This is a genomic window from Mesorhizobium sp. M0751 (assembly GCF_040320265.1).
GTDB lineage: Bacteria > Pseudomonadota > Alphaproteobacteria > Rhizobiales > Rhizobiaceae > Mesorhizobium.
The window spans coordinates 142,695-166,847 of record NZ_JAMYPH010000013.1; the positions used below are offsets into that span (position 1 = coordinate 142,695).

28 protein-coding genes are annotated in these 24,153 nt (G+C 62.8%); 7 read left to right on the forward strand and 21 right to left on the reverse strand.

Translation table 11 applies throughout. From position 1 onward, the window contains the following. Nucleotides 1-8: 8 nt before the first annotated feature. The 16 genes from NKI19_RS20660 to NKI19_RS20735 form a co-directional block, all read right to left on the reverse strand. On the reverse strand, nt 9-758 hold the full coding sequence (locus NKI19_RS20660) for an ABC transporter permease (RefSeq protein WP_352491868.1): 750 nt from the start codon (nt 756-758) through the stop codon (nt 9-11). Beyond that, nucleotides 755-1,693, reverse strand: coding sequence for an ABC transporter ATP-binding protein (locus NKI19_RS20665; protein ID WP_352491867.1), 939 nt, complete (start codon nt 1,691-1,693; stop codon nt 755-757). Before NKI19_RS20665 ends, NKI19_RS20660 begins: the two co-directional genes overlap by 4 nt. Next, entirely contained in the window at nt 1,690-2,865 is a 1,176-nt protein-coding gene (locus NKI19_RS20670; protein WP_352566099.1) for an ABC transporter permease, read from the reverse strand. Before NKI19_RS20670 ends, NKI19_RS20665 begins: the two co-directional genes overlap by 4 nt. A gap of 41 nt (nt 2,866-2,906) precedes the next feature. Beyond that, a complete protein-coding gene (gene osmF / locus NKI19_RS20675; protein ID WP_352566097.1) occupies nt 2,907-3,818 on the reverse strand; it encodes a glycine betaine ABC transporter substrate-binding protein OsmF in 912 nt (303 codons plus the stop codon). Nucleotides 3,819-3,977: 159 nt separating this feature from the next. Further along, the gene (locus NKI19_RS20680; RefSeq protein ID WP_352491864.1) at nt 3,978-5,195 is read right to left on the reverse strand and encodes an MFS transporter; all 1,218 of its coding nucleotides are present in this window, start codon (nt 5,193-5,195) and stop codon (nt 3,978-3,980) included. Next, nucleotides 5,192-5,692 carry a transcription antitermination factor NusB gene (gene nusB / locus NKI19_RS20685; protein ID WP_352465538.1) on the reverse strand — a complete coding sequence of 167 codons (501 nt, stop codon included), beginning with the start codon at nt 5,690-5,692 and terminating at the stop codon, nt 5,192-5,194. The genes NKI19_RS20680 and nusB overlap by 4 nt, the downstream gene beginning before the upstream one ends. Then, nucleotides 5,689-6,183, reverse strand: a complete 495-nt coding sequence (gene ribH, locus NKI19_RS20690; RefSeq protein WP_352491863.1) for a 6,7-dimethyl-8-ribityllumazine synthase — start codon at nt 6,181-6,183, stop codon at nt 5,689-5,691. Before ribH ends, nusB begins: the two co-directional genes overlap by 4 nt. A 130-nt stretch (nt 6,184-6,313) precedes the next feature. Next, nucleotides 6,314-6,931 carry a riboflavin synthase gene (locus tag NKI19_RS20695; RefSeq protein WP_352491862.1) on the reverse strand — a complete coding sequence of 206 codons (618 nt, stop codon included), beginning with the start codon at nt 6,929-6,931 and terminating at the stop codon, nt 6,314-6,316. A 30-nt stretch (nt 6,932-6,961) separates the two neighbouring features. After that, nucleotides 6,962-8,092 carry a bifunctional diaminohydroxyphosphoribosylaminopyrimidine deaminase/5-amino-6-(5-phosphoribosylamino)uracil reductase RibD gene (gene ribD, locus NKI19_RS20700; RefSeq protein ID WP_352491861.1) on the reverse strand — a complete coding sequence of 377 codons (1,131 nt, stop codon included), beginning with the start codon at nt 8,090-8,092 and terminating at the stop codon, nt 6,962-6,964. A 2-nt stretch (nt 8,093-8,094) separates the two neighbouring features. Further along, complete coding sequence (gene nrdR, locus NKI19_RS20705) at nt 8,095-8,604, reverse strand: transcriptional regulator NrdR (protein WP_352491860.1); 510 nt, start codon at nt 8,602-8,604, stop codon at nt 8,095-8,097. 153 nt (nt 8,605-8,757) lie between these two features. Further along, complete coding sequence (locus tag NKI19_RS20710; RefSeq protein ID WP_352491859.1) at nt 8,758-9,342, reverse strand: hypothetical protein; 585 nt, start codon at nt 9,340-9,342, stop codon at nt 8,758-8,760. Nucleotides 9,343-9,412: 70 nt separating this feature from the next. After that, nucleotides 9,413-10,726 (reverse strand): serine hydroxymethyltransferase, encoded by a 1,314-nt coding sequence (gene glyA / locus NKI19_RS20715; protein WP_352449301.1) that lies wholly within the window; start codon nt 10,724-10,726, stop codon nt 9,413-9,415. Between the two features lie 296 nt (nt 10,727-11,022). Next, nucleotides 11,023-12,276, reverse strand: coding sequence for a L,D-transpeptidase family protein (locus NKI19_RS20720; protein ID WP_352491858.1), 1,254 nt, complete (start codon nt 12,274-12,276; stop codon nt 11,023-11,025). A 338-nt stretch (nt 12,277-12,614) separates the two neighbouring features. Then, nucleotides 12,615-13,130, reverse strand: coding sequence for a transcriptional regulator LdtR (gene ldtR / locus NKI19_RS20725; protein WP_023674486.1), 516 nt, complete (start codon nt 13,128-13,130; stop codon nt 12,615-12,617). A 202-nt stretch (nt 13,131-13,332) separates the two neighbouring features. Further along, nucleotides 13,333-13,755, reverse strand: a complete 423-nt coding sequence (locus tag NKI19_RS20730) for a DUF6163 family protein (protein ID WP_352491857.1) — start codon at nt 13,753-13,755, stop codon at nt 13,333-13,335. Next, complete coding sequence (locus tag NKI19_RS20735) at nt 13,752-14,795, reverse strand: enoyl-CoA hydratase/isomerase family protein (RefSeq protein ID WP_352491856.1); 1,044 nt, start codon at nt 14,793-14,795, stop codon at nt 13,752-13,754. Before NKI19_RS20735 ends, NKI19_RS20730 begins: the two co-directional genes overlap by 4 nt. Nucleotides 14,796-14,941: 146 nt before the next feature. On the opposite strand from NKI19_RS20735, the gene NKI19_RS20740 reads away from it, so the two are divergent. The 3 genes from NKI19_RS20740 to NKI19_RS20750 all read left to right on the forward strand — a co-directional run bounded on the left by NKI19_RS20740 (nt 14,942) and on the right by NKI19_RS20750 (nt 18,043). Continuing rightward, nucleotides 14,942-15,766, forward strand: coding sequence for a DUF8605 domain-containing protein (locus tag NKI19_RS20740; RefSeq protein ID WP_352566095.1), 825 nt, complete (start codon nt 14,942-14,944; stop codon nt 15,764-15,766). Between the two features lie 84 nt (nt 15,767-15,850). Beyond that, a complete protein-coding gene (gene hemB / locus NKI19_RS20745; protein ID WP_352491854.1) occupies nt 15,851-16,882 on the forward strand; it encodes a porphobilinogen synthase in 1,032 nt (343 codons plus the stop codon). 513 nt (nt 16,883-17,395) lie between these two features. After that, nucleotides 17,396-18,043 (forward strand): dihydrofolate reductase family protein, encoded by a 648-nt coding sequence (locus NKI19_RS20750; protein ID WP_352491853.1) that lies wholly within the window; start codon nt 17,396-17,398, stop codon nt 18,041-18,043. Nucleotides 18,044-18,292: 249 nt separating this feature from the next. On the opposite strand, the gene ppk2 is transcribed toward NKI19_RS20750, so the two are convergent. Beyond that, nucleotides 18,293-19,213 carry a polyphosphate kinase 2 gene (gene ppk2, locus NKI19_RS20755; protein WP_352491852.1) on the reverse strand — a complete coding sequence of 307 codons (921 nt, stop codon included), beginning with the start codon at nt 19,211-19,213 and terminating at the stop codon, nt 18,293-18,295. 280 nt (nt 19,214-19,493) lie between these two features. Between ppk2 and NKI19_RS20760 the strand changes: the two genes are divergently transcribed. Both NKI19_RS20760 and NKI19_RS20765 read left to right on the forward strand, forming a co-directional pair. Then, nucleotides 19,494-20,537 (forward strand): aldo/keto reductase, encoded by a 1,044-nt coding sequence (locus NKI19_RS20760; RefSeq protein WP_352491851.1) that lies wholly within the window; start codon nt 19,494-19,496, stop codon nt 20,535-20,537. 122 nt (nt 20,538-20,659) lie between these two features. Continuing rightward, nucleotides 20,660-20,818: a hypothetical protein gene (locus NKI19_RS20765; protein WP_292656176.1), complete on the forward strand. Its 159-nt coding sequence runs from the start codon at nt 20,660-20,662 to the stop codon at nt 20,816-20,818. 52 nt (nt 20,819-20,870) lie between these two features. Here NKI19_RS20765 and NKI19_RS20770 read toward each other — a convergent pair whose 3' ends face one another. Next, on the reverse strand, nt 20,871-21,128 hold the full coding sequence (locus tag NKI19_RS20770) for a DUF982 domain-containing protein (RefSeq protein WP_023674477.1): 258 nt from the start codon (nt 21,126-21,128) through the stop codon (nt 20,871-20,873). 107 nt (nt 21,129-21,235) lie between these two features. Then, on the reverse strand, nt 21,236-21,898 hold the full coding sequence (locus tag NKI19_RS20775; protein WP_352491850.1) for a GntR family transcriptional regulator: 663 nt from the start codon (nt 21,896-21,898) through the stop codon (nt 21,236-21,238). A 197-nt stretch (nt 21,899-22,095) separates the two neighbouring features. Here NKI19_RS20775 and NKI19_RS20780 point away from each other — a divergent pair, with 197 nt between their 5' ends. Both NKI19_RS20780 and NKI19_RS20785 read left to right on the forward strand, forming a co-directional pair. Beyond that, nucleotides 22,096-23,355, forward strand: coding sequence for a multidrug efflux MFS transporter (locus NKI19_RS20780; RefSeq protein ID WP_352491849.1), 1,260 nt, complete (start codon nt 22,096-22,098; stop codon nt 23,353-23,355). Between the two features lie 53 nt (nt 23,356-23,408). Next, entirely contained in the window at nt 23,409-23,777 is a 369-nt protein-coding gene (locus NKI19_RS20785; RefSeq protein ID WP_352491848.1) for a DUF423 domain-containing protein, read from the forward strand. 22 nt (nt 23,778-23,799) lie between these two features. Here the strand turns inward: NKI19_RS20785 and NKI19_RS20790 are convergent, their stop codons facing one another. Both NKI19_RS20790 and NKI19_RS20795 read right to left on the reverse strand, forming a co-directional pair. Then, nucleotides 23,800-23,937, reverse strand: a complete 138-nt coding sequence (locus NKI19_RS20790) for a hypothetical protein (RefSeq protein WP_352491847.1) — start codon at nt 23,935-23,937, stop codon at nt 23,800-23,802. Nucleotides 23,938-23,999: 62 nt separating this feature from the next. Next, entirely contained in the window at nt 24,000-24,143 is a 144-nt protein-coding gene (locus tag NKI19_RS20795; RefSeq protein ID WP_352472030.1) for a hypothetical protein, read from the reverse strand. Between the last annotated feature and the right edge of the window lie 10 nt (nt 24,144-24,153).

The following is a 24,153-nucleotide window of genomic DNA, read 5'->3' on the forward strand; positions in this document are numbered from 1 at the left end:
CCGAGACGCTACTCGGCCTCGCGCCCCATGCGCCGAGCCGTATAGCGCTCGATCGCCGACAGCCCGTCATAGATCAGCACGGCAAGGGCGGCGACGATCAGGCCGCCCTGCAGGATGAAGGCGAGGTTGTTCGACAGCAGGCCGGCGATGATCACCTCGCCCAATGTCCTCGCCGCCACCGTCGAGCCGATGGTTGCGGTGGCGAGGCTGATCACCACCGACAGCCGGATACCGCCGAGAATGATCGGCGCGCTGAGCGGCAGCTCGACCTTGACCAGCCTTTGCCAGCCAGTCATGCCTGCGCCACGCGCCGCCTCGACGACGTTGGCCGGCAGCGTCGTCAGGCCGGTCAGCGCGTTCTCGAAGATCGGCAGCAAGCCATAGAGAAACAGCGCAATCAGCGTCGGCTTTTCGCCGAAGCCGACCGCCGGCACGGCAAGCGCCAGTACCGCCACCGGCGGAAAGGTCTGGCCTATATTGACCAGACTGCGCGACAGCGGCAGGAATTCGGCGCCGGCTGGCCTGGTGACCAGAATGGCGAGCGCGACCGCAACGATCGTCGCGGCAACCGTTGCGATCAGGACGGTCCGCAGATGCAGCAGCGTCAACGTCAAAAGGCTGCCCTGATTATAGATTACCGGCGCGCTGTTCTCTGTCAGCGGCTTCAGCAGCGGTTCGAACCAGCCGGGATTGGTGACGAAGGCAATAAGCACCACCACCAGGGCAAGCCTGAGCAGCGAGGGAAGCCAAACCTTCATGCCGGCCTCGCCGCGCGCTTAACCAGCCCGTCCACCGTAACGCGGCCAAGCGGCTTGCCTTCGGTATCTTTCACCGGCAGCGCCGGGCGGCCCGACCACAAGAGTTCGGCGAGCGCGTCGCGCTGGCTGGCATCACCGGGGATCGCCTCGCCTTCGGCGGTGCCTTTTTCCACCGCGTCGCGCACCCGGCCAAGCGACAACAGCCGGAACGGTTTTTCGCTGGCACCTACCAGGGTTTCGACAAACGCACTGGCCGGTTTTGCCAGTATCTCGGCCGGCCCGGCATATTGCACCACTTTGCCGCCATCCATCACAGCGATCTTGTCGCCCATGTGAACGGCCTCCTCCATGTCATGGGTGACAAGGATGATGGTGGTGCCGAAGCGCTTCTGGATCGCCAGCAGATCCTCCTGCGCCTTGGTGCGGATGATCGGATCGAGCGCGCCGAACGGCTCGTCCATCAACAGCACGTTGGGTTCCGCGGCAAGCGCCCGGGCGACGCCGACGCGCTGCTGCTGGCCGCCAGAAAGCTCATGCGGATAGCGTGGCCCGTAGGCTTCGGGGTCGAGTTGGTAGAGCCTCATAAGCTCGTCGACTCGAGCCTTGATGCGGTTGGCATCCCAGCCAAGCAATACCGGCACAGTGGCGATGTTCTGCGCCACCGTGCGATGCGGAAACAGGCCGTGGCCCTGGATGGCATAGCCGATGCTGCGACGCAGTTCGTAATCCGGCACCGAGCGGTTGTCTACGCCGTCGAGCTTGATCACGCCCGACGTCGGCTCGACCAGCCGGTTGATCATGCGAAGCAGCGTCGTCTTGCCGGAGCCGGAGGTGCCGACGATGACGGCGATGCTGCGCGGCTCGATCACTATCGACACGTCGTCGACCACTGTCGTCTCGCCGTAGCGCTTGGTGATGCCTTCGATCTCGATCATGCCGTTTCAACCCTGCGCTTGCTGGCGCTCATTTCGATGACTGCATCGAGGATGATGGCGGCGGCGAAGGCCAGCGCCACCGTCGGCACGGCGCCGAGCAGCACCAGATCCATCGCCGTCTGGCCGACCCCCTGGAATACGAATACGCCAAAGCCGCCGCCGCCGATCAACGCGGCAATGGTGGCGAGGCCGATATTCTGCACCAGCACGATGCGGATGCCGGTGAGGATCACCGGGAAGGCCAGCGGAAACTCGACGTCCAACAGCCGCTGGCGGTCGGTCATGCCCATGCCGCGCGCTGCGTCGTTGGCGGCACGCGGCACACCGGCAAGGCCGACCACGGTGTTGGCCACCACCGGCAGCAGCGAATAGAGGAACAGGGCGACGAAAGCCGGCGCTGTGCCGATGCCGCGAATACCGAGCGCGGCAGCTCCCGGCACATGCGAAGCAACCCAGCCGAGCGGTGCGATCAAGAGGCCGAACAGAGCGATCGAAGGAATGGTCTGGATGACGTTCAGTACGTTGAGCACACCGGCCCGCAATTTCTCAACGCGGTGGCAGAGGATGCCAAGCGGCAGGCCGATAATCACTGCTGCCGCCAGTGAACCCAGCGCCAACGTCACGTGCTTGGAGCCTTCCGCCCAAAAACTATCGGCGCGATTGAAATATTCCTTGAGGATCGACAGGCTGTTCCAGCTCCCCGAGACCAGCAGCAGGCCGATCGCCGCTGCGGCGACAACAAGCACGCCGACCCGTGCCTGCGGCGACAGGTTCAGCCTTGTAAGCACGTCGGCGAGCAGAAGCGTGAAGGCGAAGATAAGCAGCCAGAAGCCGGAAGCCGGCGAGATACGGGCGAAGGTGTTGCCGGCGGGCGTCAGGAAGCTGCCGGCAACGCCGATTAGCAGCGCCAGCGCCGCAAATGCAACCACGCTGGCGGCGAGGCGCAGGGCAAGCGGCGTTTTCAGCAGCGCAATGAGCGCCGCTGCGACAACAATCGCCATCAATAGCGGACCGACCGCCGCAGGCAAAGATTCGAGGATCGAGCGAGCCTCGCCAGGTACGATGCGATTGGCGCGGAAGGTGGCGAATGGCGCCGCAAAAGCCGCATAGGCCGATATCGCCGCGATGACCACGCCGAGCTTGTCGAACCGGATGCGCACGCCCTCCCCCATCGGCCGATCCGGCGCACCTCGAAAGCGGCGCCGGAATCGCCTTACTTCAGGAAGCCGTTCTTCTTCAAAAAGTCCTCAGCGACGCCCTTGACCGGCTCGCCGCCAACCTGCACGCGGCCATTCAACTCCTGCAGCGTGACGAGATCGAGCTTGGCGAAGACCGGCTTCAGCAGCGTCTCGATTTCGGGATGCTCCTTCAGCACCGCCTCGCGGATGATCGGCGCCGGCTGGTAGACCGGCTGCACACCCTTGTCGTCTTCAAGCACGACGAGGCCGGAAGGCGCGATGCCGCCGTCGGTGCCGTAGACCATGGCGGCGTTGGCGCCGTTGGTCTGGTTGGCGGCAGCGGCAATGGTGGCCGCCGTATCGCCGCCCGACAGCGTGATCAACTGGTCCGGTTTCAGCGTGAAGCCATAGGTCTTCTGGAAAGCGGGCAGCGCGGCCGCCGAATTGACGAACTCGGCGGAGGCCGCCAGCACCACCTTGCCGCCGCCCGAGGCGTATTTGCCGAAGTCGGAGAGGGTGACGAGCTTGTTGGTATCGGCGACCTCCTTACGCAGAGCGATCGCCCAGGTATTGTTGGCCGGTGACGGGGATAGCCAGACGATCTTGTTGGCGTCGTAGTCGAGCTTCTTGGCAGTCTCGTAGGCCTTGGCGGCATCTTTCCACACCGGATCGTCGGCCTTCTCGAAGAAGAAGGCGGCGTTGCCGGTGTACTCGGGATAGATGTCGATCTCGCCGGCTGTAATCGCCTTGCGTACCACGGGCGTGCCGCCGAGCTGGATGCGGTCGGTGGTCTGGATATTGTTGGCGTTCAGCACCAGCTGGATGATGTTGCCGAGCACGCCGCCCTCGGTGTCGATCTTCGACGACACCACCACCTGGGCGCTTGCCGAGGCTGCCGTGATGCCGAGCGCCAGTACAGCGCCGGCCAGAACCTTGATTGAAAACATCTCACAAATCCCTTGCTGTGAACCGGAATACGGCTGCCGCATATGAGCATGGCTTCGATGTCACGTCGGGGTACACGGTTTCATAAGAAGGGGGATGGACGCAATAATTTTGTTCGGATGCGAGTGACTCCGCTGTTGCCTCGTCCCGACAGCGTGACGTCAGCTGGCCGCGCGCAAGCCCGTCATCTTCAACACGCCCAGCGCCACGAAGCACAGCGCGACAACCGGGAAAATCATCCAGTTCAGCATCTCCCAGCCCCAGGCATTGTAGACCGCGCCCGACATCAGCGAGGCGAAGGCGACGGAGCCGAACAGGACGAAATCGTGGAACCCCTGGACCTTGCCTTTTTCGGATGGCTGGTAGCTGTCGGCCACCATGGCGGTGGCACCGATGAAGCTGAAGTTCCAGCCAAGGCCGAGCAGGATCAGCGTCGTCCAGAACTGCCACAGTGCCAACCCCGACAGCGCGACTATGCCGCAGCCAATGAGCAGCACCAGGCCGATGGCCACGATCCGTTCCGCGCCAAAACGATGGATCAGCGACCCCGTGAAGAAGCTCGGCGCGAACATCGCCATGACGTGCCAGGAAATGCCGAGCGTGGCGTCGTCGGTCGAAAGGCCGCAGCCGACCATGGCCAGCGGCGCGCCGGTCATCACGAAGCTCATCAGTGCGTAGCTGCCGATGGCGCAAAACAACGCCGCGATGAAGCGTGGCCTGGTGACGATTTCTGAGAGCGGCCGGGCGTCGCTGTCGGCAATTTCCACCTTCTCGGTTGCCTTCGCTGGGATGCGCAACAAAGAGAGAATGGCGGCGCCAACCCCCGCCAGCACCAGGATGGAGGCAAACGAGCCGGCAAACTTCACCGGCGAGAACAGATCGCCGGTGAAGATGACGATCTGCGGCCCGAGTATGGCGGTGACGATGCCGCCGGCCAGCACGAAGGAGATGGCACGCGCCTTGAATTCAGGCGGCGCATTGTCGGCGGCGGCAAAGCGGAACTGCTGGACGAAGGCGCCGCCGATCCCGATCACGGCCAAGCCGAAAGCGAACAGCCAGAAGCTGGCATGAAACAACGCCAACGTGGCGACCAGGCCGCCAAGTGCTGTCACCGCCGTGCCGGTCATGAAACCGTCGCGCTGGCCGAGCCGGCGGATGATGGCCGCGGCCGGCAGGGAACCGAGCGCCACGCCGACATTGAAACCGGTGATCGGCGCGGTTGCCAGCGACTTGTCAGCATCGAGCAGGTACTGCCCGGCCAATCCGCCCATGGAAATGGCGATGGGTGCGGCCGAGCCGATGATCGCCTGCGAGGCTGCAAGGATGAAGGCGGTGCGACGCGCTTCCCTGCCCGCCTCAGCGGCGACGACGGCAGTCATAGGGCGTCCTTGCCGCGGCCCTCACCGCGCACCCGGCGCGACACGCGATCAAGCACCGCATTGACCAGTTTCGGCTCGTCTTCCTCGTAAAATGCCTTGGCGATGTCGACATATTCGGAAACGATGACCGCCACCGGCACGTCCTCGCGCTGCATCAGCTCGTAGACGCCGGCGCGCAATATGGCGCGCAATGTGGAATCGAGCCTCGACAGAGGCCAGTCCTCGGTCAGCGCCTGTCGGATGACTGGATCGATGGTCTTCTGGTGCTCGACAACGCCGGCAAGAATGGCGCGGAACCATTGCGCATCGGCTTCGCGATAGAGCGCGCCGTCGACTTCCTTGCCGAGCCTGAACGCCTCGTATTCGGCGGTGATCTCAAACACACCGCTGCCGGCGACGTCCATCTGGTAGAGCGCCTGCACAGCGGCCAGACGGGCAGCACCGCGCTTGTTGGCGTGGCGAACCGCAGGCTGGCCGGGCGAAGCGGGTTCGCTCACGTTCGCTCTCCCAGTTGTTCCTTTAGAGCGATCATGGTCAGCGCCGCACGCGCCGCGAAGCCGCCCTTGTCGCCTTCCGAACGCCTGGCCCGTGTCCAGGCCTGTTCGTCGTTTTCGGTGGTCAGGACGCCGTTGCCGATGCAGACCGCATCCTGCACGGACAGGTCCATCAGGGCACGGCTGGATTCGTTGGCGACGATCTCGAAATGATAGGTGTCGCCGCGGATCACCGTGCCGAGGGCGACGAAACCGTCATAGTTCGTCCCGCCTTCGGAGGCGCCATCGAGCGCGAAGGAAATCACCGCCGGGATTTCGAGCGAGCCCGGAACGGTGACGACATCGTATGTCGCGCCCGCTTCGTCGAGCGCGCTGGTCGCGCCTTCGAGCAGCGCGTCGGCAAGGTCGTCGTGAAAGCGCGCCTCGATGACAAGAAGGTGGGCCTTCTTCTTCGGACGGATGAACGCTTTGCCGTGTTGGGATGTGCCTGCCATAGATGTCTCCGGGGATCGCCGGTGACTTAGGCCGAAGCCGGTTTGATCGCAAGCGGAAGATTGCCGAAGGAACTTACAAGGCCAACTCGGCGGCGGTCGTATCAGGGAATGGGCTTTATGGACGAGCGCCTCAAAGCCCCTCTTTAGCCGCCTCCACCAGTCGCGCCGCGTAGCGGGCCATGGTGTCGATCTCGAGATTGACCCAGTCCCCGACCTGGCGTTCGCCCCAGGTGGTGACCGTCAGCGAGTGGTGGATCAACAGCACGTCAAAGCGGGTGCCTTCCACCTTGTTGATGGTGAGCGAAGTGCCGTCGAGTGCGACGGAACCCTTGGGGGCGATGAATTTGGCAAGCTCGCGCGGTGCTTCCAGGGTAAAGCGCACGGCGTCACCCTCTTCCTTGCGGGCTACGATCTCGGCCATGCCGTCGACATGGCCTGACACGATATGGCCGCCAAGCTCGTCGCCGATCTTCAGCGCCCGCTCCAGGTTGATCCGCGTGCCGGATTTCCAGCCCATCGCGGTCGTCAGCCTGAGCGCCTCTTCCCAGGCCTCGACCTCGAACCAGCGTACGTTGGCGCCATCTTCCGGCAATCCCGTTACCGTCAGGCAGACGCCGCCGCAGGAAATCGAGGCGCCGATGGCAATGGTCTGCGGATCGTAGGCGGTGTCGATACGCAAACCAACGCCTTCCCTGAGCGGCTTCACGGCAGCGACGGTGCCGACATCGGTGACGATTCCAGTGAACATTAGTTTGGTCCCGTGAACATCAGTTCGGTCCTAGATGTCTCTTATCCATTCCGCATATGTATCTTCGCCGAAACGCATGTTGCGCAATTTGCGAAATCCCGGCGGGATATTGCTGGCATCGATCGGCGATGCAATGCCGCCCTCGCCGATCGCGTCCGGCCCCTGAAACAGCACGATACGATCGACCAGTTGTTCGTCGAGGAACGCCTTGGCCACCCTGGCGCCGCCCTCGACCAGGACGCTGGCCATGCCGAGCGCCGCCAAATCCTCGAGCAGTTCCGGCAGCGCAATATCGCCTTCATAGGTCTCAGTGCCGATGAAGCGAACGCCGGCGCGTTCGAGCGCGGCGCGCCGGTGCGGATCGGCCTCGGCGCAGGCAGCGATATAGAGCGGCACGCGGTCGACGCCGGCGACCAGTTTCGAAGTCTCGGGTAGCCTGATCTGACGGTCGAGCACGATGCGTGCCGGCGAACGGCTCTCCAGTCCCGGAAGCCTAACCGTCAGCGCCGGATCGTCTTCCAGTGCCGTGCCGATGCCGATCAATATGCCATCGGCTTCGGCGCGCATCAGATAGACTTCGCGCCGGGCGATATCGCCGGTGATGGAGACCTGTCCCTCGCCTTTCACGCCAATCTTGTTGTCGCTCGAAAGCGCAAGTTTCAAGATCACTTCCGGGCGTTTTTTCAGAGATCGAATCAAATAGCCGGCCATCTGCTCCGCGGCTTCGGCCGCCAGCACTTTTTCCACCACCTCGACGCCGGCGGCACGCAAGATTGTGTAGCCCTTGCCGGAAACACGCGGGTCCGGATCGCTGGCAGCGCCGACCACCCGCGCCACGCCGGCACTGACCAGCGCATTGGCGCAAGGCGGCGTGCGGCCGTGATGGGCGCAGGGCTCCAGCGTTACATAGGCGGTGGCGCCGCGCGCCAGTTCGCCGGCCTCGGCCAGCGCCTCGGTCTCGGCATGCGGCCGGCCGCCGACGGCGGTGACGCCGCTGCCGATGATCATCGGCCCGTCGCCGTCATCGCGTACGATCAGCGTGCCGACTGAAGGATTGGTCGAGGTCCGGCCGGCATTCTTGCGCGACAGCCTGAGGGCCGCCGCCATATAGCGGCGATCGAGGACCTCTTGCTCGGCCGTGCTGCGTTCGGACCCTGCCATGCTCAGCTGGCGTCCTCTTCGCTCTTCAGCTCTTCGCCTCTGGACTCGTCGGTTTTGAGCTCGTCGCCCTTGAGCTCACCCAACACGTCGTGGAAATCCTTGGCCTCGCGGAAATTGCGGTAGACGGAGGCAAAGCGCACATAGGCGACATCATCGAGCGACTTAAGCGCCTCCATGACCAGCCGGCCGACTTCCCCCGAGGCCACCTCGGTCTCGCCCGAGCTTTCGAGCTGGCGCACGATGCCGGTCACCGCCCGATCGATACGTTCCGGGTCGACGTTGCGCTTGCGTACCGCGATCTCGACCGAGCGCAGCAGCTTGTCGCGGTCGAACGGCACCTTGCGTCCAGACTTCTTCACCACGACGAGATCGCGCAATTGGACGCGCTCGAAAGTGGTGAAGCGGCCGCCGCAATCCGGGCAGACGCGCCGCCTGCGGATCGCTGCACCGTCTTCGGCGGGGCGCGAATCCTTCACCTGCGTATCTTCGGACTGACAGTAGGGACAGCGCATGGAGAGCCTTCGGTTCGCGTTTCTCGTAGAGCGAAAGGCTTAGAGGTTTTTGCCACGATGGCAAAGTATGGCCGATGACCGATCGCGCCTCAGAGATAGCGAGGCACGAGCAAAATTGCGAGAGCGGCAATCAGTTGGACGGCAATACGCCAATCAGGGAGCGACGTCGCCGGTCGGGAAGCCGCAGGACGTGCCGAGATAGCGATAGGCCTTGGTGAAGCCGTCCATCGATATGGTCGCGACCGGCTTGTCGGCGAAGCTGACATCAAGGGCGCTGGTACGGCGCATGGCACGCAGTATGGCGAGCGTGGTCTCGGGCTTGTTGTTCATTATCCACTGGCCGTCGGCGATAAGATGAAAACCAGCCTTGATCTTGTCGTTGACGTCGCGGAACACCGCCGGGATGTTGTCGCCTTTGGGCAACTCACTGTTTTTCACGGCGATGATGAGGCTCGGATAGCCCCCTGGCGGCAGTACGTCGCCATTCGAGATGGCCAGCGTGAGGGTGCCACTGGTCCCGTTGGCGTCGAAAAAGACCGTCGAGGCGGCGCAGGTCTTGCGCACATCCTCGCCGGTGTTGACCTCGTCCACCGTGGTGGACCACCTGCCGAAGGTCTCTGTCTTGGGTGCTGCCGGGGTCGGCTCGGTCTGCGCAAAGGCCGCGCCGAGTAGCTGCGAGGTGGCTAAGGTGAGCAAGGCAGCGCCAACACTGGCGAAACGGAAAATTCGCATCATCATCAAGCGTCTCCGAGATGCAGCCGTGCCCAGTTGATCGGCGCCGTGACGGTTGGGGGAACGACGCCCTGCGTCAACCAAGATACGGGTAAAGCGGAAAACGATCCGTCAATGCCGCCACCTTGGCCTTCACGGTTGCCTCGACGGCCGCATTGCCCTCGTCGGAATTGGCGACCTTCAGTCCATCCAGCACTTCGGCGATCAGCTTGCCGATCTCGCGGAACTCGGCCTGGCCGAAGCCGCGCGTGGTGCCGGCCGGCGTGCCGAGCCGAACGCCCGAGGTCACGAAAGGCTTTTCCGGGTCGAAGGGGATGCCGTTCTTGTTGCAGGTGATGTTGGCGCGGCCAAGGGCAGCCTCGGCGCGCTTGCCGGTGGCGTTCTTGGGGCGCAGGTCGACCAGCATCAGATGGTTGTCGGTGCCGCCGGAGACGATGTCGAGACCGGTCTCCTGCAGACTGGAGGCCAGCGCCTTGGCATTGGCGACGACGCTCTCGGCATAGATCTTGAAGCTCGGCTTCAGCGCCTCGCCCAGAGCCACCGCCTTGGCGGCGATGACATGCATCAGCGGGCCGCCCTGCAGGCCAGGGAAGACCGCCGAATTCATCTTCTTGGCAATGTCCTCGTCATTGCAAAGGATCATGCCGCCGCGCGGCCCGCGCAGCGATTTGTGCGTCGTGGTGGTGACCACATGGGCATGCGGCAGCGGCGAAGGATGCATGCCGCCGGCGACCAGGCCGGCGATGTGGGCCATGTCGACCATCAGATAGGCGCCGATCGAATCGGCGATCTCGCGAAAACGCTTCCAGTCCCAGACACGTGAATAGGCTGTGCCGCCGGCCAGGATCAATTTGGGCCTGGTCTCATGGGCGGTCTTCTCGATTGCGTCCATGTCGAGCAGATGATCGTCCCGGCGCACGCCATAGGAGACGACCTTGAACCATTTGCCGCTCATATTGACCGGCGATCCATGCGTCAGGTGTCCGCCGGAATTGAGGTCGAGGCCCATGAAGGTGTCGCCGGGCTGCAGCAGCGCCAGGAACACCGCCTGATTCATCTGGCTGCCGGAATTCGGCTGGACGTTGGCGAAGTTGCAGCCGAACAGCTTTTTCGCGCGTTCAATGGCCAGTTCCTCGGCGACATCGACGAATTGGCAGCCGCCATAGTAGCGCTTGCCCGGATAGCCCTCGGCATATTTGTTGGTCATGATCGACCCCTGTGCCTCGAGCACGGCACGCGAGACGATGTTTTCCGAGGCAATCAGCTCGATCTCGTGGCGCTGGCGGCCGAGTTCGTTGCGGATGGCGCCGAAAATCTCGGGGTCGGCATCGGCAAGCGTGGTTTCGAAAAAGGATTCGAATTTGTTCGACACTGCCGCTGCTGTTGCCATGGGCTGAAATCCTCAAGGTTCGGGGTCTGTCGCGCCATTAACACAGTTGCTTTCGGCCCGCCACGTTTGCAGCGCGAAATTTGCTGGCCGGATTGCGCCAGCACCCTGAAAGCACGTTAATTTCCTCGCCTGCCGGCTGGCAGCAGGGCTTCGCGTGATCTCCTGAACAGCGCCGCATGGTTTGCATATGATCCGTGGCGAACCGATTTTCGGAATCATGCGCAACGCTCAGAGCCAGTCGGCGACAATAAAAAAGGCCGCTCTCCCGGCGGCCTTTTGCAAATGAACTCAGCTGCTTAGAGCGCGGATGTGATCTGCAGCTCGTTGGCTCCGTCGAGGCCGTAAATGTCGTCGCGGAACTGCACCACGCCCGGCCCCGTCGACCAGGCCGAGACGTAGAGAAAATAGACCGGCACCGGATTGGTGACCTGCACCGGCGTGTTCTCCCCGGTCTTGATCGCCGCCTCGAAATGCTGGCGGTCCCATCCCGGTGTGTCGCGCAGAATCCAGGTGACGAGGTCGCGCACGTTCTGGACCCGCACGCAGCCAGAGGAATCGAAGCGCATCAGCTTGCCGAACAGGCTCTGCTGCGGCGTGTCGTGCATGTAGACGCCGTCCGGGCTGGGGAAATTGATCTTGACCGAGGCCATCGCGTTGCCGGAACCGGGATCCTGGCGGAAGCGGTATTTGGCGGCATCGTCGGTCGACCAGTCGACCGTCATCGGGTCGACCTCGCTGCCGTCCGGCGCAAACAGGCGGATATGGCTGTCCTTGAGATAGTTTGGGTCCTTCCGCATCAGCGGAATGATGTCCTTGCGCACGATCGAGACCGGCGCGTTCCAGTACGGATTGACGATGATTTCGTTGATCTTGGAATTGACGATCGGCGTCTGGCGATCGATCTTGCCGACGATTGCGGTGTGGCGCAGCACGACGCGGTCGTTCTCGACAGCCTCGATCTGCGCCGCCGGGATGTCGACCAGCACATAGCGGTTGCCAAGCGTGCCGGCCCGCTCACGCAGCCGCTGCAGATTGGTCTGCAGCTGACCAAGCCGAACCGGCGCCGACACGTTCATTGCCGCGAAAGTATATTTGCCCGTGGTTCCGTCGGCCGGCAAGCCGTGACGCAACTGGAAGCGCTTGAGCGCCGAGTCGACGTAAGAATCGAATGCTTCCGAGAGCCCGGCGCTCTGCGCCAGGTCGCCCGATATCATCAAGCGCCTGCGCAGCGGCACCACATCGGGATCCTCGACGCCAAGCTGCAGCTTCTTGGTATCCGGAACCTGCTCCCAGCCGCCTTGCGCGACGATATTCTGATACTGCATGATCGCCTGCTCGGTGAAGGACACCGTCTGCAGGCTGAAGATCGGCAGCGTCGAGGCAACCTTGCCGCCTTCGCTGGCACGCGCGTCGAATTGGTCGTCCCAATTGCCGCGCGCCGAGGATTTCAGGATATCCCCGATCACATCCTGCGCACTGGCGCGGCCGGCGACCATTGCGGCTGCGAGCGCGGGGGCTCCTGAAAGGAAGAAACGGCGGCTGGTTCTCATGGACGTTCCAGACATTCTTGCTACAATTCAACCCACCGGGCGGTCTCGCCCGCACTCTAGAGTCGGCTTCTTAACAATTAGCCAACCATGGCCCGCATCACTTCGGTGTAAAACCACATGGGAAGTGATTTGAGCACAGGACAAATGCACGGCTTTGGCCCCAGCATCACCCGCATCTTCGGTTCCATTGGAATATGGCGGCAACGTGGCTGTTGCTCGAATTTGGAGCGGCCCGCGTGACGAAACGGAAAGACCGGTGCTTTTCGGCACCGGCCTTTGGTCTGCTCCGCGGCAGCGCTTCCGTGGTCCAGCTTCAGATCTTGCTGTGGCGGATGCGACTACATCCGATAGGCGATGGTATCGTTCCAGAACCGATCCAGCCGCTGCAGGGCGCGGTTCATCTGCTTGAACTCTTCGGTGTTGATGCCGCCAACCTGCTCGATCGAACCGACATGGCGCTCGTAGAGGCCGGCGACGACTTCCGCCACCTCATTGCCCTTCGGCGTCAGCGAGACCCGCACCGAACGGCGGTCGATGCGCGAGCGCTGGTGGTTGATGAAGCCGAGATCGACCAGCTTCTTCAGATTGTAGGAGACATTCGAGCCAAGATAATAGCCGCGCGAGCGCAGTTCGCCGGCTGTCAGTTCCGAATTGCCGATGTTGAACAGGAGCAGCGCCTGGATGGCGTTGATGTCGGAGCGGCCGTTGCGGTCGAATTCGTCCTTGATCACATCAAGCAGACGGCGATGCAGCCGCTCGACCAGCTGCAGCGATTCCATGTACAGCGAACGGATCGCCTCGCGGCGGTCATCGGATACGTTGGCGGTCTTCGCCGCCGGACGCGAATTGATCATTGTCTTTGCCTCTCGTTTGTCGCCCGGTGATTTTTTGTTCTTCACCTTGATCGCGACACTATCGAATACTCATAAAATTCGACTTAAACGCCAAGGCTAACAAGAGCTTACCGGTAAGGGGTTTCGAAAGAGGCTTAACGGACGGTCACCCGAGCAAGGATAATTAACCTAAAGATTTAGCCAACGATCCTGGCCGGAATTGCTATCGCCGGGCTTGCCGCTTCTGGATCCAGATCACCACGCGGAACACTATGTAGAGCAGCGCTACCGCAAGGTGCGAAGCGACGATCAGCGGCCGGTGGCCGAACAGCTGGGGGAAGCCGGCATACATGACGCTCTCGGTCACCGCGCAGATGAACCAGATCACCGGCCCCCAGGACGCCAGCATCCAGAGGCCGGCGGCAGCGAATGGAAAAAACACCGCCAGCACCACCGCCGCCACCTGCCAGTGCACCGGCATCAGGTCGAAGCGCCACAACGGGCCGGGGTAAAAGCCGATCAGCCGGATCCAGTACAAGATGCCGAACAGCAGGCAGTAGCCGGCGATGACGCGCTGGAACCAAGCGAAGATGACCTCGACCGTCGAGGGCTGCAGCACCACGCGTCTCGAGGCGACCTCGCTCACAGCTTCAGTTCCCGTTCGCCGAGCGGTGCGAAATAGACGTCGACGTCGGCGGCGCTGACGTCATCGATGCCTGCCGGCCGCCATTGCGGCGTCGAGCCCTTATCGATGATGGCGGCGCGGATACCTTCATAGAAGTCGTGCCCGGCAAGCATGCGGTTGAGGATACGGAACTCCATTTTCATGCACTCGTCCATCGACAACTTCTGCCCGGCGCTGATCTGGCGCCATGCAACATGCAGGCTGGTCGGTGAACGGGTGCGGATGGTGGCCAGCGTCTTTGCGGCGAACTCGTCGGCAGTGGCTGCCCGCTCCAGACTGGCGACGATATCGGCCAGCGACGGCTGCGCGAAATGCCGGGCGATGGCCTCCAGCGTCGGTCTGTCGGTCTCACGCCTAGCCGGGACGAAGCAGCCGCGCAGCACTGATTCCGGATCGCCACTTTCCGCCAGCCGGTCGAGAAAGCCGGCCCGGTCCTCCGCCTTGATCGTATGGGTGGCGAGGCCCGACCACAAAGCATCACCGTAGCGGATGCGGTCGCCGGTCAGCGCCAGATACATGCCGAAGCTGCCGCCGAGATCCGGCAACAGATGGCTGGCGCCGACATCCGGGAAAAAGCCGATGCCGACCTCGGGCATGGCAAACTGCGCGTTCTCGGTCAGCACCCGCTGCGAGCCATGGAAGGAGATGCCGACGCCGCCGCCCATGACGATGCCGTCGATCAGCGCGACATAGGGTTTCTTGAAGCGGGCGATGCGGGCGTTCAGTCGGTATTCATCGGCGAAGAAATCGACCGGAGGCTTTCCTGCGCGGCCGGCTTCGTAGATGTGGAGGATGTCGCCGCCCGCCGAAAACGCCCTGCCCTCGGCCTTGACCACGACAACGTCGACGCCGTCGTCGCGCTCCCAACTGCGCAGCGCCTTGTCCAGCGCCTTGACCATGCGGTGGGTTACGGCATTGAGCGCCTGCGGCCGCGTCAGCGTGACGACGCCGGCCCTGCCCAATCTTTCGAAGCGAATCTCGTCGCCTCCGCCAAAATCCATCGCCAGAGACTCCCTCCCCGCGCCCCGCCGGGAGTGAAGTGCTAAAGCGTGGCGCATGGCCGCGTCAATGGCGGCGCCCAATCCGCGGCTTGGTCGTCGGCGTCACCCGGTGCTAATGCTGGCGCTTTGAACCGGGAGGTTGAATCATGCCTTGGTTGCTGCGCCTTGCTGTTGTGGTGGTCGGCCTGATCGCTGCGAAGACTCCTCCCGTATCGGCCGAAACCGTCAACGAGCTCTATCAATCGCAGACCATCGTCACCGGCCAGGGCGAGGTCAACAGGCAGATCGGTTTCAAGGCCTGCCTCGATGCGGTGCTGGTTCGTGTGTCCGGCGATCAGCGGCTGCCGAAGAGAACTGAGATGGCGGCGCTGCGCGACAAGGCCGGCAGCTTCGTTGCCGAATTCCGTTATCATGACCGTCTCGAAGGCATTCCGGTCCATGACGAACAGGGCACTCATGACCGGCCGCACGATCTCACCTGCCTTTATAAGCCCGAAGTCATCGATCCGGTGCTTGCCGCGCTTGGCAGCAAACCATGGCTTGGCGAGCGGCCACGCTTGGCGATTTTCCTCACCGCGGAGCAAGGCGCGAGACATTTCGCGCTGAACGCGGACGATCAGCGCGGCGCGGCGATGCGCGAATCCTTTGCCAATGCCACCGGTCCACTGGTCATGCGGATTGTATTTCCCGCAGCGTCGCTGCTCTCCGCCTCAAAGCTGGGCGACCGAAGCCTCAGCCATGCCGACATGGCGACATTGGACCAGCTTGCCCGAAAGGCCGGCGCCGACCAGGCGCTCGCCGGCAGCATCGTCTGGAGCGACAAGGAACTTGGCTGGGTCGCAGATTGGCGGCTTGCCATGAACGGCAAGGCTTATAAATGGCAAGTGCGCGGTGTCAGCTTCGACGAGGCATTCCGCGTCGCCATGCGGGGTGCTGCGCAGATCCTGTCGGGCAATGGTCAACCAGAATAGCCAACAGGACCGCTGGCACAATCGTGTCGCATTGGTCAGCAGCGGAAGCTCGTGGTAAAAGCCGCCCGATCCGGAGTTTTTGCGATGAACAAATTCACCCCTGCAAAGCCTGCCGGCGCGCGCAGCGTCGACGAGATCACCGGCAGCCGGCGGCTGCGGCGCATGCGCAAGGCCGATTGGTCGCGCCGCCTTGTCCAGGAGAACCGGCTCTCGGTCGACGATCTGATCTGGCCGATCTTCGTCGTCGACGGCAAACAAGTGCGCGAACCGATCGCCGCCATGCCCGGCGTCTTCCGCCTGTCGCTTGACCTCGCCGTCAAGGAGGCTGAGCGCGCGGCCAAGCTTGGCATTCCGGCGATCGCCACTTTCCCCAATGTCGAGCTCGGCCTGCGCGATCAGACCGGTTCGCACATCCTCGATCCGGAAAACATTATCAACCGCGCCACCCGCGCCATCAAGCACGCGGTCCCGGAGATCGGCATCATCACCGACGCGGCGCTCGATCCGTTCACCTCGCATGGCCATGACGGCATCTTGCGCGAGGGCATTATCGTCAATGATGAAACGGTCGAGCAGGTGACAGCGGCGGCCGTCATCCAGGCGGCGGCGGGGGCTGACATCATCGCCCCCTCGGACATGATGGACGGTCGGATCGGTGCCATCCGCGATGCGCTCGACGCCAATGGGTTTCAGGATGTAGCGATCATGTCCTATGCGACCAAGTTCGCATCCGCCTTTTACGGCCCCTATCGTGAGGCGGTCGGCACCGCCGGCCTGCTCAAGGGCGACAAGAAGACCTATTACATCGACCACGCCAATTCCGACGAAGCGGTGCGCGAGGCCAAGCAGGATCTCGCCGAGGGCGCCGACATGCTAATGGTCAAGCCCGGCCTGCCCTATCTCGACATCATCCGCCGGCTGAAGGACGAGTTGCAGATGCCGACCTTCGCCTATCAGGTCTCGGGCGAATATTCGATGATCAAGGCCGCCGCCGGCAACGGCTGGATCGACGGCGAAAAGGCGATGCTGGAATCGCTGCTCGCCTTCAAGCGCGCCGGCTGCGACGGGATTCTCACCTACTTTGCGCCCGAAGTGGCGGCGATGCTCAAGGGGTAGGTGATCGCGTCGTTTTGGGACTTTGGTGCATGGGATGGGGCCTGTGGCAAACCTTCGGGATTGGCCGAATCCTCCCTCCCCCTCGTCATCCTGGGGCGGAGCAGGAGCGAAGCTCCGTCGCGGAGACCCCAGGATCCATGCCGTGACCTGGCGGCAGTGCTCCGGCGGATCGAAAACCGAACGCACCCATCCGGTGCTGCGAAAAAGTTCGAACCATTCCGGATTGGTCTTCTTGATCTCCATTCGCGTGGTTCGTCGTTCTGGGCCGCTGCATTCTTCGGCCGATGTCACGGCATGGATCCTGGGGTCTGCGCCGCGTCGCTTCGCTCCTTGCTTCGCCCCAGGATGACGACGGGATGGTCGGTTATGGCCAATCGCCAGCGTTGGGAGATTGGCGGTCGTGGCCCAGCCGTTCATCGCTCGCCGGCGATCAAATACCGCTTGCAAAATGCAATCAGTTAAGCTACTCCGATAACTGCTTGCATCTCACAATTGGTTATCGAGGAGGCTCTCATGTCCAAACTTCGCGTCAGCGCTTTCACCCTGTCGATCGACGGCTTCGGCGCCGGTCCCGACCAAGACCTGAAGAACCCGCTGGGTGTTGGCGGGGAAGCCCTGCACGGATGGATGTTCGGCACCCGCACCTTCCGCAAGATGGTCCTCGGCAAGGCTGGCGGGACCACGGACACTGACGAGGCGTTCGCGGCGCGCAGTTTCGAAAATGTCGGCGCATGGATCCTGGGCCGCAACATGTTCGGGCCGATCCGCGGCGAATGGCCGGATGACAGCTGGAAAGGCTGGTGGGGTGACAACCCGCCCTACCACGTGCCGGTCTTCGTGCTCACCCACCATCCGCGTGATCCCATTGTCATGGAGGGCGACACGACCTTCTATTTCGTGACCGACGGCATCCTCTCAGCGCTGCAAAAGGCGAAAGCAGCGGCTGACGGCAAGGACGTACGGCTCGGCGGCGGCGTCGCCACGATCCGGCAATATCTCCAGGAAAAGCTCATCGACGAAATGCATCTGGCAATCTCACCGGTCCTGCTAGGCGCCGGCGAGAGCCTTTTTGCCGGCATCGACATGCCCAAGCTCGGCTATCGCTGCAGCGAGCAGGTCGCGACGCCGAAGGCCACGCATGTCATCATCGAGCGCGATTAGGAAGTAGCGTGGGCGTTTTTGTCTGCGCTGCTGGCGAAACCCTTGGTGCAAGCCCCTTTCTCCCCGTCACTATACGGGGAGAAATGCCCGGCAGGGCAATGAGGGGCGGCGCAAGCGATCAAATATTACGCTGCCTCACAATACCACCGAGGGCAATATAACGTCAGAATAAGTTTAGTCCACGAAGTGATTTGAGCGGGTTCAATTGTTGAGGTTGGCGCCGCCCCTCATCCGCCTGCCGGCACCTCCTCAGTACTTCTCCGGCACATACAGTTCGCGCGGCAGTACCTGGCGCTCGTATTCGGGATTGAAGACGCGCTCCGGCAGTGTGATCTCCTCGTGCGGCACCTCCTCATAGGGCATTTGCTTGAGGAGATGGTCAATGCAGTTCAGCCGTGCGCGCTTCTTGTCGTTGCCCTCGACGATGAACCACGGGGCTTCCGGGATATTGGTGCGGGCGAAGGTCTCTTCCTTGGCCTTGGTGTACTGCTCCCAGCGCACGCGCGACTGGAGGTCCATCGGTGATAGTTTCCATTGCTTCATCGGGTCATGGATGCGCATCAAAAAGCGCATCTGCTGCTCCTCGTCGGTGATCGAAAACCAGTATTTGACAAGCGTAATGCCTGAGCGGACCAGCATGCGTTCGAAATCCGGAACGTCGCGGAAGAACTCCTCGACCTGATCCGGCTGGGCGAAGCCCATTACCCGCTCGACGCCCGAGCGGTTGTACCAGGAGCGGTCGAACAGCACGATCTCGCCGCCGGCCGGCAGATGCGGAACGTAGCGCTGGAAATACCATTGCGACTTCTCGCGCTCGGTCGGCGCCGGAAGTGCTACGACGCGGCAGATGCGCGGATTAAGCCTCTGAGTGATGCGCTTGATAACGCCACCCTTGCCCGCCGAGTCGCGGCCCTCGAAGACCACGACGAGCTTCTTCTTGTGATAAGCGACCCAGGATTGCAGCTTGATCAATTCGGATTGCAGCGTGATGAGATCGCGAAAATACTGCAAGCGGTCGATCGATGGCGGATGCGCATTCTTGTAGATCTTGGCGATCTCCATCGACAGCGCCGGCTCCGAGATTTCCAGCTCATAGTCTTCATCGAGCGTGTCGGCGAGTTCCGCTTCCAGCCAGTCCCTGGCCGGGGAATTCTGTTTTATCTCGGTCATTTGCGCTGCTCCTCTCGCAGGCCTTGCCGGCCTCTGTCAGGCGCTCCGCCGTCCGGCCCCGGCGGCCGGAAATCGAAGCGCTGGACCGATGTTAGTATAGGCCGGCAATGACGGTTTTATTGCAGCCACTGCTGCGCTGGCTGTGCGTTCAATGCGCAAGATGTGATCGAGCTTGCCATGCGGAACGGGCGACAAGCGGAACAAATTATCCTACAAATACCCGGTTCATTGAGGGCTGTCGTTTGCAACGCCCTTTCCCGATAAATCGTGAGGATACGACATGGAATACCGCACTCTCGGCCGTTCCGGGCTGAAGGTTTCGACGCTGACCATGGGCACCATGACCTTCGGCGGCGGCGGCGCGTTTTCGGCGGTCGGCAAGACCGACCTCGACGAGGCGCGCCGGATGATCGACCTTTGCATCGATGCCGGCGTCAATGTCATCGACACCGCCAACGTCTATTCGAACGGGGTGTCGGAAGAGATCATCGGCGAGGCGCTCGGCGGCAAGCGCAAGGGCGACGTGCTGATCGCCTCCAAGGCGCGCATGCGGATCGGCAAGGGCCCCAACGATGAAGGCCTGTCGCGCTACCATCTGATCCGCGAATGCGAAAGGAGCCTGAAGCGCCTCAGGACCGATGTCATCGACATCTATTTCCTGCACGAGTGGGATGGCCTGACACCGCTTGAGGAAACCATCGCCGCGCTCGACACGCTGGTCGCGCAGGGTAAGGTCCGTTATGTCGGCTGCTCCAATTATTCCGGCTGGCAGGTGATGAAGGGGCTGGGTATCAGCGACCGTCATCACCACCCGCGCTTCGTCACTCAGCAGATCCATTACACACTGGAAGCGCGCGAGGCCGAGTATGAATTGTTGCCGATCTCGGTCGACCAGGGACTCGGCGTGCTGGTCTGGAGCCCGCTTGCCGGCGGGTTGCTGTCCGGCAAATACCACCGTGACCAGCCGACCGCCCGACAGCTCAGCGGCTGGTCGGAACCGCCGATCCGCGACGAGGACCGGCTGTGGCGGATCGTCGACGTGCTGATCGATATCGGCAACAACCACGGCGTGTCGGCGGCGCAGGTGGCGCTTGCCTGGCTGCTCGGCCGGCCCGCTGTCAGTTCGCTGGTGATCGGCGGACGAACCGAAGCGCATTTCAAAGACAATATCGCCGCTGCAAGCCTTGTGCTTGCTGATGAGGAGCGCACACGGCTCGACGTGGTTAGCAGGCCGCCCGTGCTCTATCCCTACTGGCACCAGCAATTCACGGCAAAGGACCGGTTCGGGCCCGCCGATCTCGTCCTCGACCGAGACGGCGCCTGAAAAAACGGCCCTGAAGCGGGGCTCCGGACTGCGACGAGATATGGAGCCGATCGTGCCTTGCGGTGTTGTGTTTGTGGCCCAATGCTCCTAGGCAAAGGCCAAGCACAATGAAAGGAAACGATATGGCACGAGCACCGAACTACGGTCAGGAACGCAAGGAACGCGACCGGCAGAAGGCTGCCAAGAAGGCGGAAAAGCAGGCTGCCAAGGTCGCGGCCAAAGAGCGATCGAAGCCCGAGGGCGAAAGCGAGTCGCAAACCAACACCGAAACGGCCGAGTGATGATATCAGGCCTGTCAGGCGGCCCGGGTCTCGGTCAAGTCCCCGCTATGCCTCAGGCCGGCGCCTTGTCGCTGACGAAGACGTTCACTTCGCGGGCGGCGGCAATGAAGGCCCGTCTTGCGTTCATGGCCGGCTTGTCGCCGGCCAGCGCATCATGACAGGCCTGCAGCGCTTCGCGGTGCTTGGGACTGCGCTTGCCTGGCCAATTGTTGAGGAGGTAGTCGGAAGCCTCGCGGGCCGTACGCAAGAGCTGATTGCTTCCCGCCGCGCCCTTGACGGTCACGGGTGTGTCAAATCGGTTGTTTTCCATCGCCGCTCTTACGCCATCGGCATTTGCGAAGCGAGACCGAAAGTAGCATTCTTCGCTCATCTGCCCTTTTCGTGATCAATGGCAGCCGATCCTCACTCAAGCGACACTCAAGCGACGACGGCAAATCCCCTGGCGCGGAGGCCACGCCGGTCGTTGCGCAGCGAGGTCACCAGCCGGTCGCGGCTGCCAATGATGTGGGCTGAAAGCAGGCGGGCGGCGCTATCGGCATCGCCGGCCCGCACCGCCGACAGAATGGCATGGTGTTCGGCCCAGGCACGGCCGAGCGCTGCCTCGTCGCGAACCTCGAGCCAGCGGGCGCGCGACAGGCGTGTCATCGCGTCGCGAACCGCTCTGAACAGGAACTCGTTGCCGGACAGGCGGGCCAACTCGATATGAAAATCCATGCCGACGCGATGCCATTCCTCGCGCGGCGTCTTGTCGTCGCAAGAATCGAGCATCGCCTCGATGATTTCGACGGCACTTCTGTCCTGCAAGGTGCAAGTTAGTCTTAGTGCCGCGACCTCGACCGCCTCGCGATAGACAGCGATCTGCTCGAGCTCAGCAAGATTGATGGGCGAGACCGTCCAGCCGCGGCCGTCGCGGCAGATCAGGCCTTCGGTCTCGAGCCGCAGCAATGCCGCCCTGACCGGCGTGCGCGAAGCGCCGAAGCGGCTTTCGACCCAGCGCTCCGTCAGCCGCTCGCCGGGACCGATCTCGAGCCCGAGGATCATCTCGCGAAGCTGCTTTTCGACGTTCTGCATCTGCGACATTGGCGCTCCGTTCAGGTCATTTGTTCCGGCAATCGGGTCACTGGCCAGCGTTGGCCGATCACGCCGGCCTTTGTCCATCATGTTTGAGAGGCCCGCATTGACAGCGACGGGGCTTGCGTTCATGACACATACCAGCTTGGTATCCCAAAATGGTATCCGCAGCAAGTTTTCATGCAAGCTGCCGGACAGGATAGGACATGCCGCAAGACGCCACTCTCGCCACGCAAGGCACGCACAACGTCCACTGGCGTCGCAATCTCGCCGTGTGTTTTGCCGGCTCGTTCAGCACGCTTGTAGCGATGACGCTGCTGTTGCCCTTCCTGCCGCTTTACGTCGAGCAGTTGGGCGCAGAGGGCCATGCGGCGATCGTGCAGTGGTCGGGCATCGCCTACGGCGCCACCTTCCTTGCTGCCGCGCTGGTCGCGCCCCTGTGGGGGCGGCTAGGCGATCGCTACGGCCGCAAACTGATGCTGGTGCGCGCCAGTTTCGGCATGGCGCTGTGCATGTCGCTGACCGGCATGGTGCAGACCGTCTGGCAATTGGTGCTCCTGCGCCTGCTGATCGGCTTTGCCGGCGGCTATTCTTCGGGCTCGACCATCCTGGTTGCTATGCAGACGCCGAAGGATCGCTCCGGCTGGGCGCTGGGCGTGCTGTCGGCCGGCATTACGGCCGGTGCCCTGGTCGGTCCGCTGCTCGGCGGCGCGCTGCCGCCGCTGATTGGCATCCGCGCCACATTCCTGCTCGCCGGCGGGGTCATTTTCCTGGCGTTTCTGGCAACCACCTTGCTGATCAAGGAGGCCCCTCGCCCGGTTGCCGCCAAGGCCAAGTCAGACGAAAGAGCGAAAGACGGCTGGTCGCAGATTCCCGACAAGCGCCCCGTCGTCGCCATGCTGGCGACCGGCATGCTGTTGAGTTTCGCCACCATGTCGATCGAGCCGATCATCACCGTCTACGTCCAACAGCTCATCGAAGATCAGAGCCAGGTCACGCTGGTCTCCGGCATCGTCATGTCCGCGGCAGCGCTCGGCGCCATCCTGTCGGCGTCGAGGCTCGGCAAGCTCGCCGACCGTATCGGCCACTGGAACGTCATCGTTGTCGCACTCGCAGTCTCGGCGCTGCTGCTGATTCCGCAGGCGTTCGTTACGCAGGGCTGGCAACTCGTCGGCCTGCGTTTCCTGATGGGCCTGGCGCTTGGCGGTCTTTTGCCCTGCATCACCAGCGTTATCCGCCACAATGTGCCCGACGGCGTCGGCGGCAATGTGCTGGGCTTGTCGATCTCGGCGCAATATGTCGGGCAGGTTGCCGGGCCGTTGCTCGGCGGCTTCGCCGGTGGCCATTTCGGTATGCGCTCGGTGTTTCTCGGCACATCCGTTTTGATGGCGGGCGGAGCGGCCTATAACTGGCTGGTCCAATCGCGCCGCGAACGCGACATGCTGGCGGAAGCCGGCAAATCCTGACACGGTTCGCGGCACTATCTCAGGCGGTCGCCAGGAATCACGGAGGCGTGGAAATGAGCACGGATGAACACGTGGCAGGCGGCCGCATTCTGGTTCTTGCCGGCTGCCTGTGCGGCGCAACCGGCGTGGCGCTTTCGGCGGCGGCGGCGCATCTCGGCGGCGCTTTCGTCGGTACGGCCGCGTCCTTCCTGCTCATGCATGCGCCGGTCTTCCTTGCCGTCGGGCTGCTCGGTGGCAACAGCATCCTGCGAACCGGAAGCCTCATCCTCCTCGTCGGGCTTCTGCTGTTCTCGGGTGATCTTCTGGCCCGCGACTTCCTTGGCTCGCGGCTGTTCCCGATGTCGGCGCCGATCGGCGGCATGTTGCTCATCGGCGGCTGGCTGGTGATGGCCGCCTCGGCGCTGGTACGCCCGCGCCCTTGACGCGGCAGGTTCGCCGGCTCTGTCAGTCTTGACGACGTTCGGGCCGGACTTCGCGCTTGGTCGTCTTGACTACACGCCGTCGCTCCGGCCGTTCGGCGGCCGGAGAAATGCCCCAATAATTGCGATAGATGTCTTCGAACAGATGCTTGATCGGGTGCATGGCTTAATCTCCTCTAGCCTTTTGAATCGATCCAATCAGCGGGCAAAAAAATAGGCCGCCGATCAGCTCCGCTTGCGTCCTACGAGGAAACGCAGGTCGCGAATCCACGGACCGGTCCTGTCGCGCCCCTTACGGGCTTCTGCGCTCGAGCGGATGCTCCAGTCGTTCCGGTAAATGTCCTCGAACAGGTAATTGACGGGATGCATGGCACTCTCC

What these genes read in the sequence shown, in the direction of transcription:
- ldtR (WP_023674486.1), bottom strand. Translation starts at nt 13,130, where the DNA reads ATGATCAATTCGCGTCCGGCGGCGAAGACCGCCAACGTATCCGATGAC.
- nrdR (WP_352491860.1), bottom strand. Translation starts at nt 8,604, where the DNA reads ATGCGCTGTCCCTACTGTCAGTCCGAAGATACGCAGGTGAAGGATTCG.
- NKI19_RS20710 (WP_352491859.1), bottom strand. Translation starts at nt 9,342, where the DNA reads ATGATGATGCGAATTTTCCGTTTCGCCAGTGTTGGCGCTGCCTTGCTC.
- ppk2 (WP_352491852.1), bottom strand. Translation starts at nt 19,213, where the DNA reads ATGACCGAGATAAAACAGAATTCCCCGGCCAGGGACTGGCTGGAAGCG.
- NKI19_RS20775 (WP_352491850.1), bottom strand. Translation starts at nt 21,898, where the DNA reads ATGTCGCAGATGCAGAACGTCGAAAAGCAGCTTCGCGAGATGATCCTC.
- hemB (WP_352491854.1), top strand. Translation starts at nt 15,851, where the DNA reads ATGAACAAATTCACCCCTGCAAAGCCTGCCGGCGCGCGCAGCGTCGAC.
- NKI19_RS20785 (WP_352491848.1), top strand. Translation starts at nt 23,409, where the DNA reads ATGAGCACGGATGAACACGTGGCAGGCGGCCGCATTCTGGTTCTTGCC.
- osmF (WP_352566097.1), bottom strand. Translation starts at nt 3,818, where the DNA reads ATGTTTTCAATCAAGGTTCTGGCCGGCGCTGTACTGGCGCTCGGCATC.
- NKI19_RS20750 (WP_352491853.1), top strand. Translation starts at nt 17,396, where the DNA reads ATGTCCAAACTTCGCGTCAGCGCTTTCACCCTGTCGATCGACGGCTTC.
- NKI19_RS20735 (WP_352491856.1), bottom strand. Translation starts at nt 14,795, where the DNA reads ATGGATTTTGGCGGAGGCGACGAGATTCGCTTCGAAAGATTGGGCAGG.
- ribH (WP_352491863.1), bottom strand. Translation starts at nt 6,183, where the DNA reads ATGGCAGGCACATCCCAACACGGCAAAGCGTTCATCCGTCCGAAGAAG.
- NKI19_RS20740 (WP_352566095.1), top strand. Translation starts at nt 14,942, where the DNA reads ATGCCTTGGTTGCTGCGCCTTGCTGTTGTGGTGGTCGGCCTGATCGCT.
- NKI19_RS20770 (WP_023674477.1), bottom strand. Translation starts at nt 21,128, where the DNA reads ATGGAAAACAACCGATTTGACACACCCGTGACCGTCAAGGGCGCGGCG.
- NKI19_RS20760 (WP_352491851.1), top strand. Translation starts at nt 19,494, where the DNA reads ATGGAATACCGCACTCTCGGCCGTTCCGGGCTGAAGGTTTCGACGCTG.
- NKI19_RS20790 (WP_352491847.1), bottom strand. Translation starts at nt 23,937, where the DNA reads ATGCACCCGATCAAGCATCTGTTCGAAGACATCTATCGCAATTATTGG.
- glyA (WP_352449301.1), bottom strand. Translation starts at nt 10,726, where the DNA reads ATGGCAACAGCAGCGGCAGTGTCGAACAAATTCGAATCCTTTTTCGAA.
- ribD (WP_352491861.1), bottom strand. Translation starts at nt 8,092, where the DNA reads ATGGCAGGGTCCGAACGCAGCACGGCCGAGCAAGAGGTCCTCGATCGC.
- NKI19_RS20795 (WP_352472030.1), bottom strand. Translation starts at nt 24,143, where the DNA reads ATGCATCCCGTCAATTACCTGTTCGAGGACATTTACCGGAACGACTGG.
- NKI19_RS20660 (WP_352491868.1), bottom strand. Translation starts at nt 758, where the DNA reads ATGAAGGTTTGGCTTCCCTCGCTGCTCAGGCTTGCCCTGGTGGTGGTG.
- NKI19_RS20665 (WP_352491867.1), bottom strand. Translation starts at nt 1,693, where the DNA reads ATGATCGAGATCGAAGGCATCACCAAGCGCTACGGCGAGACGACAGTG.
- NKI19_RS20695 (WP_352491862.1), bottom strand. Translation starts at nt 6,931, where the DNA reads ATGTTCACTGGAATCGTCACCGATGTCGGCACCGTCGCTGCCGTGAAG.
- NKI19_RS20780 (WP_352491849.1), top strand. Translation starts at nt 22,096, where the DNA reads ATGCCGCAAGACGCCACTCTCGCCACGCAAGGCACGCACAACGTCCAC.
- NKI19_RS20720 (WP_352491858.1), bottom strand. Translation starts at nt 12,276, where the DNA reads ATGAGAACCAGCCGCCGTTTCTTCCTTTCAGGAGCCCCCGCGCTCGCA.
- NKI19_RS20670 (WP_352566099.1), bottom strand. Translation starts at nt 2,865, where the DNA reads ATGGGGGAGGGCGTGCGCATCCGGTTCGACAAGCTCGGCGTGGTCATC.
- NKI19_RS20765 (WP_292656176.1), top strand. Translation starts at nt 20,660, where the DNA reads ATGGCACGAGCACCGAACTACGGTCAGGAACGCAAGGAACGCGACCGG.
- NKI19_RS20680 (WP_352491864.1), bottom strand. Translation starts at nt 5,195, where the DNA reads ATGACTGCCGTCGTCGCCGCTGAGGCGGGCAGGGAAGCGCGTCGCACC.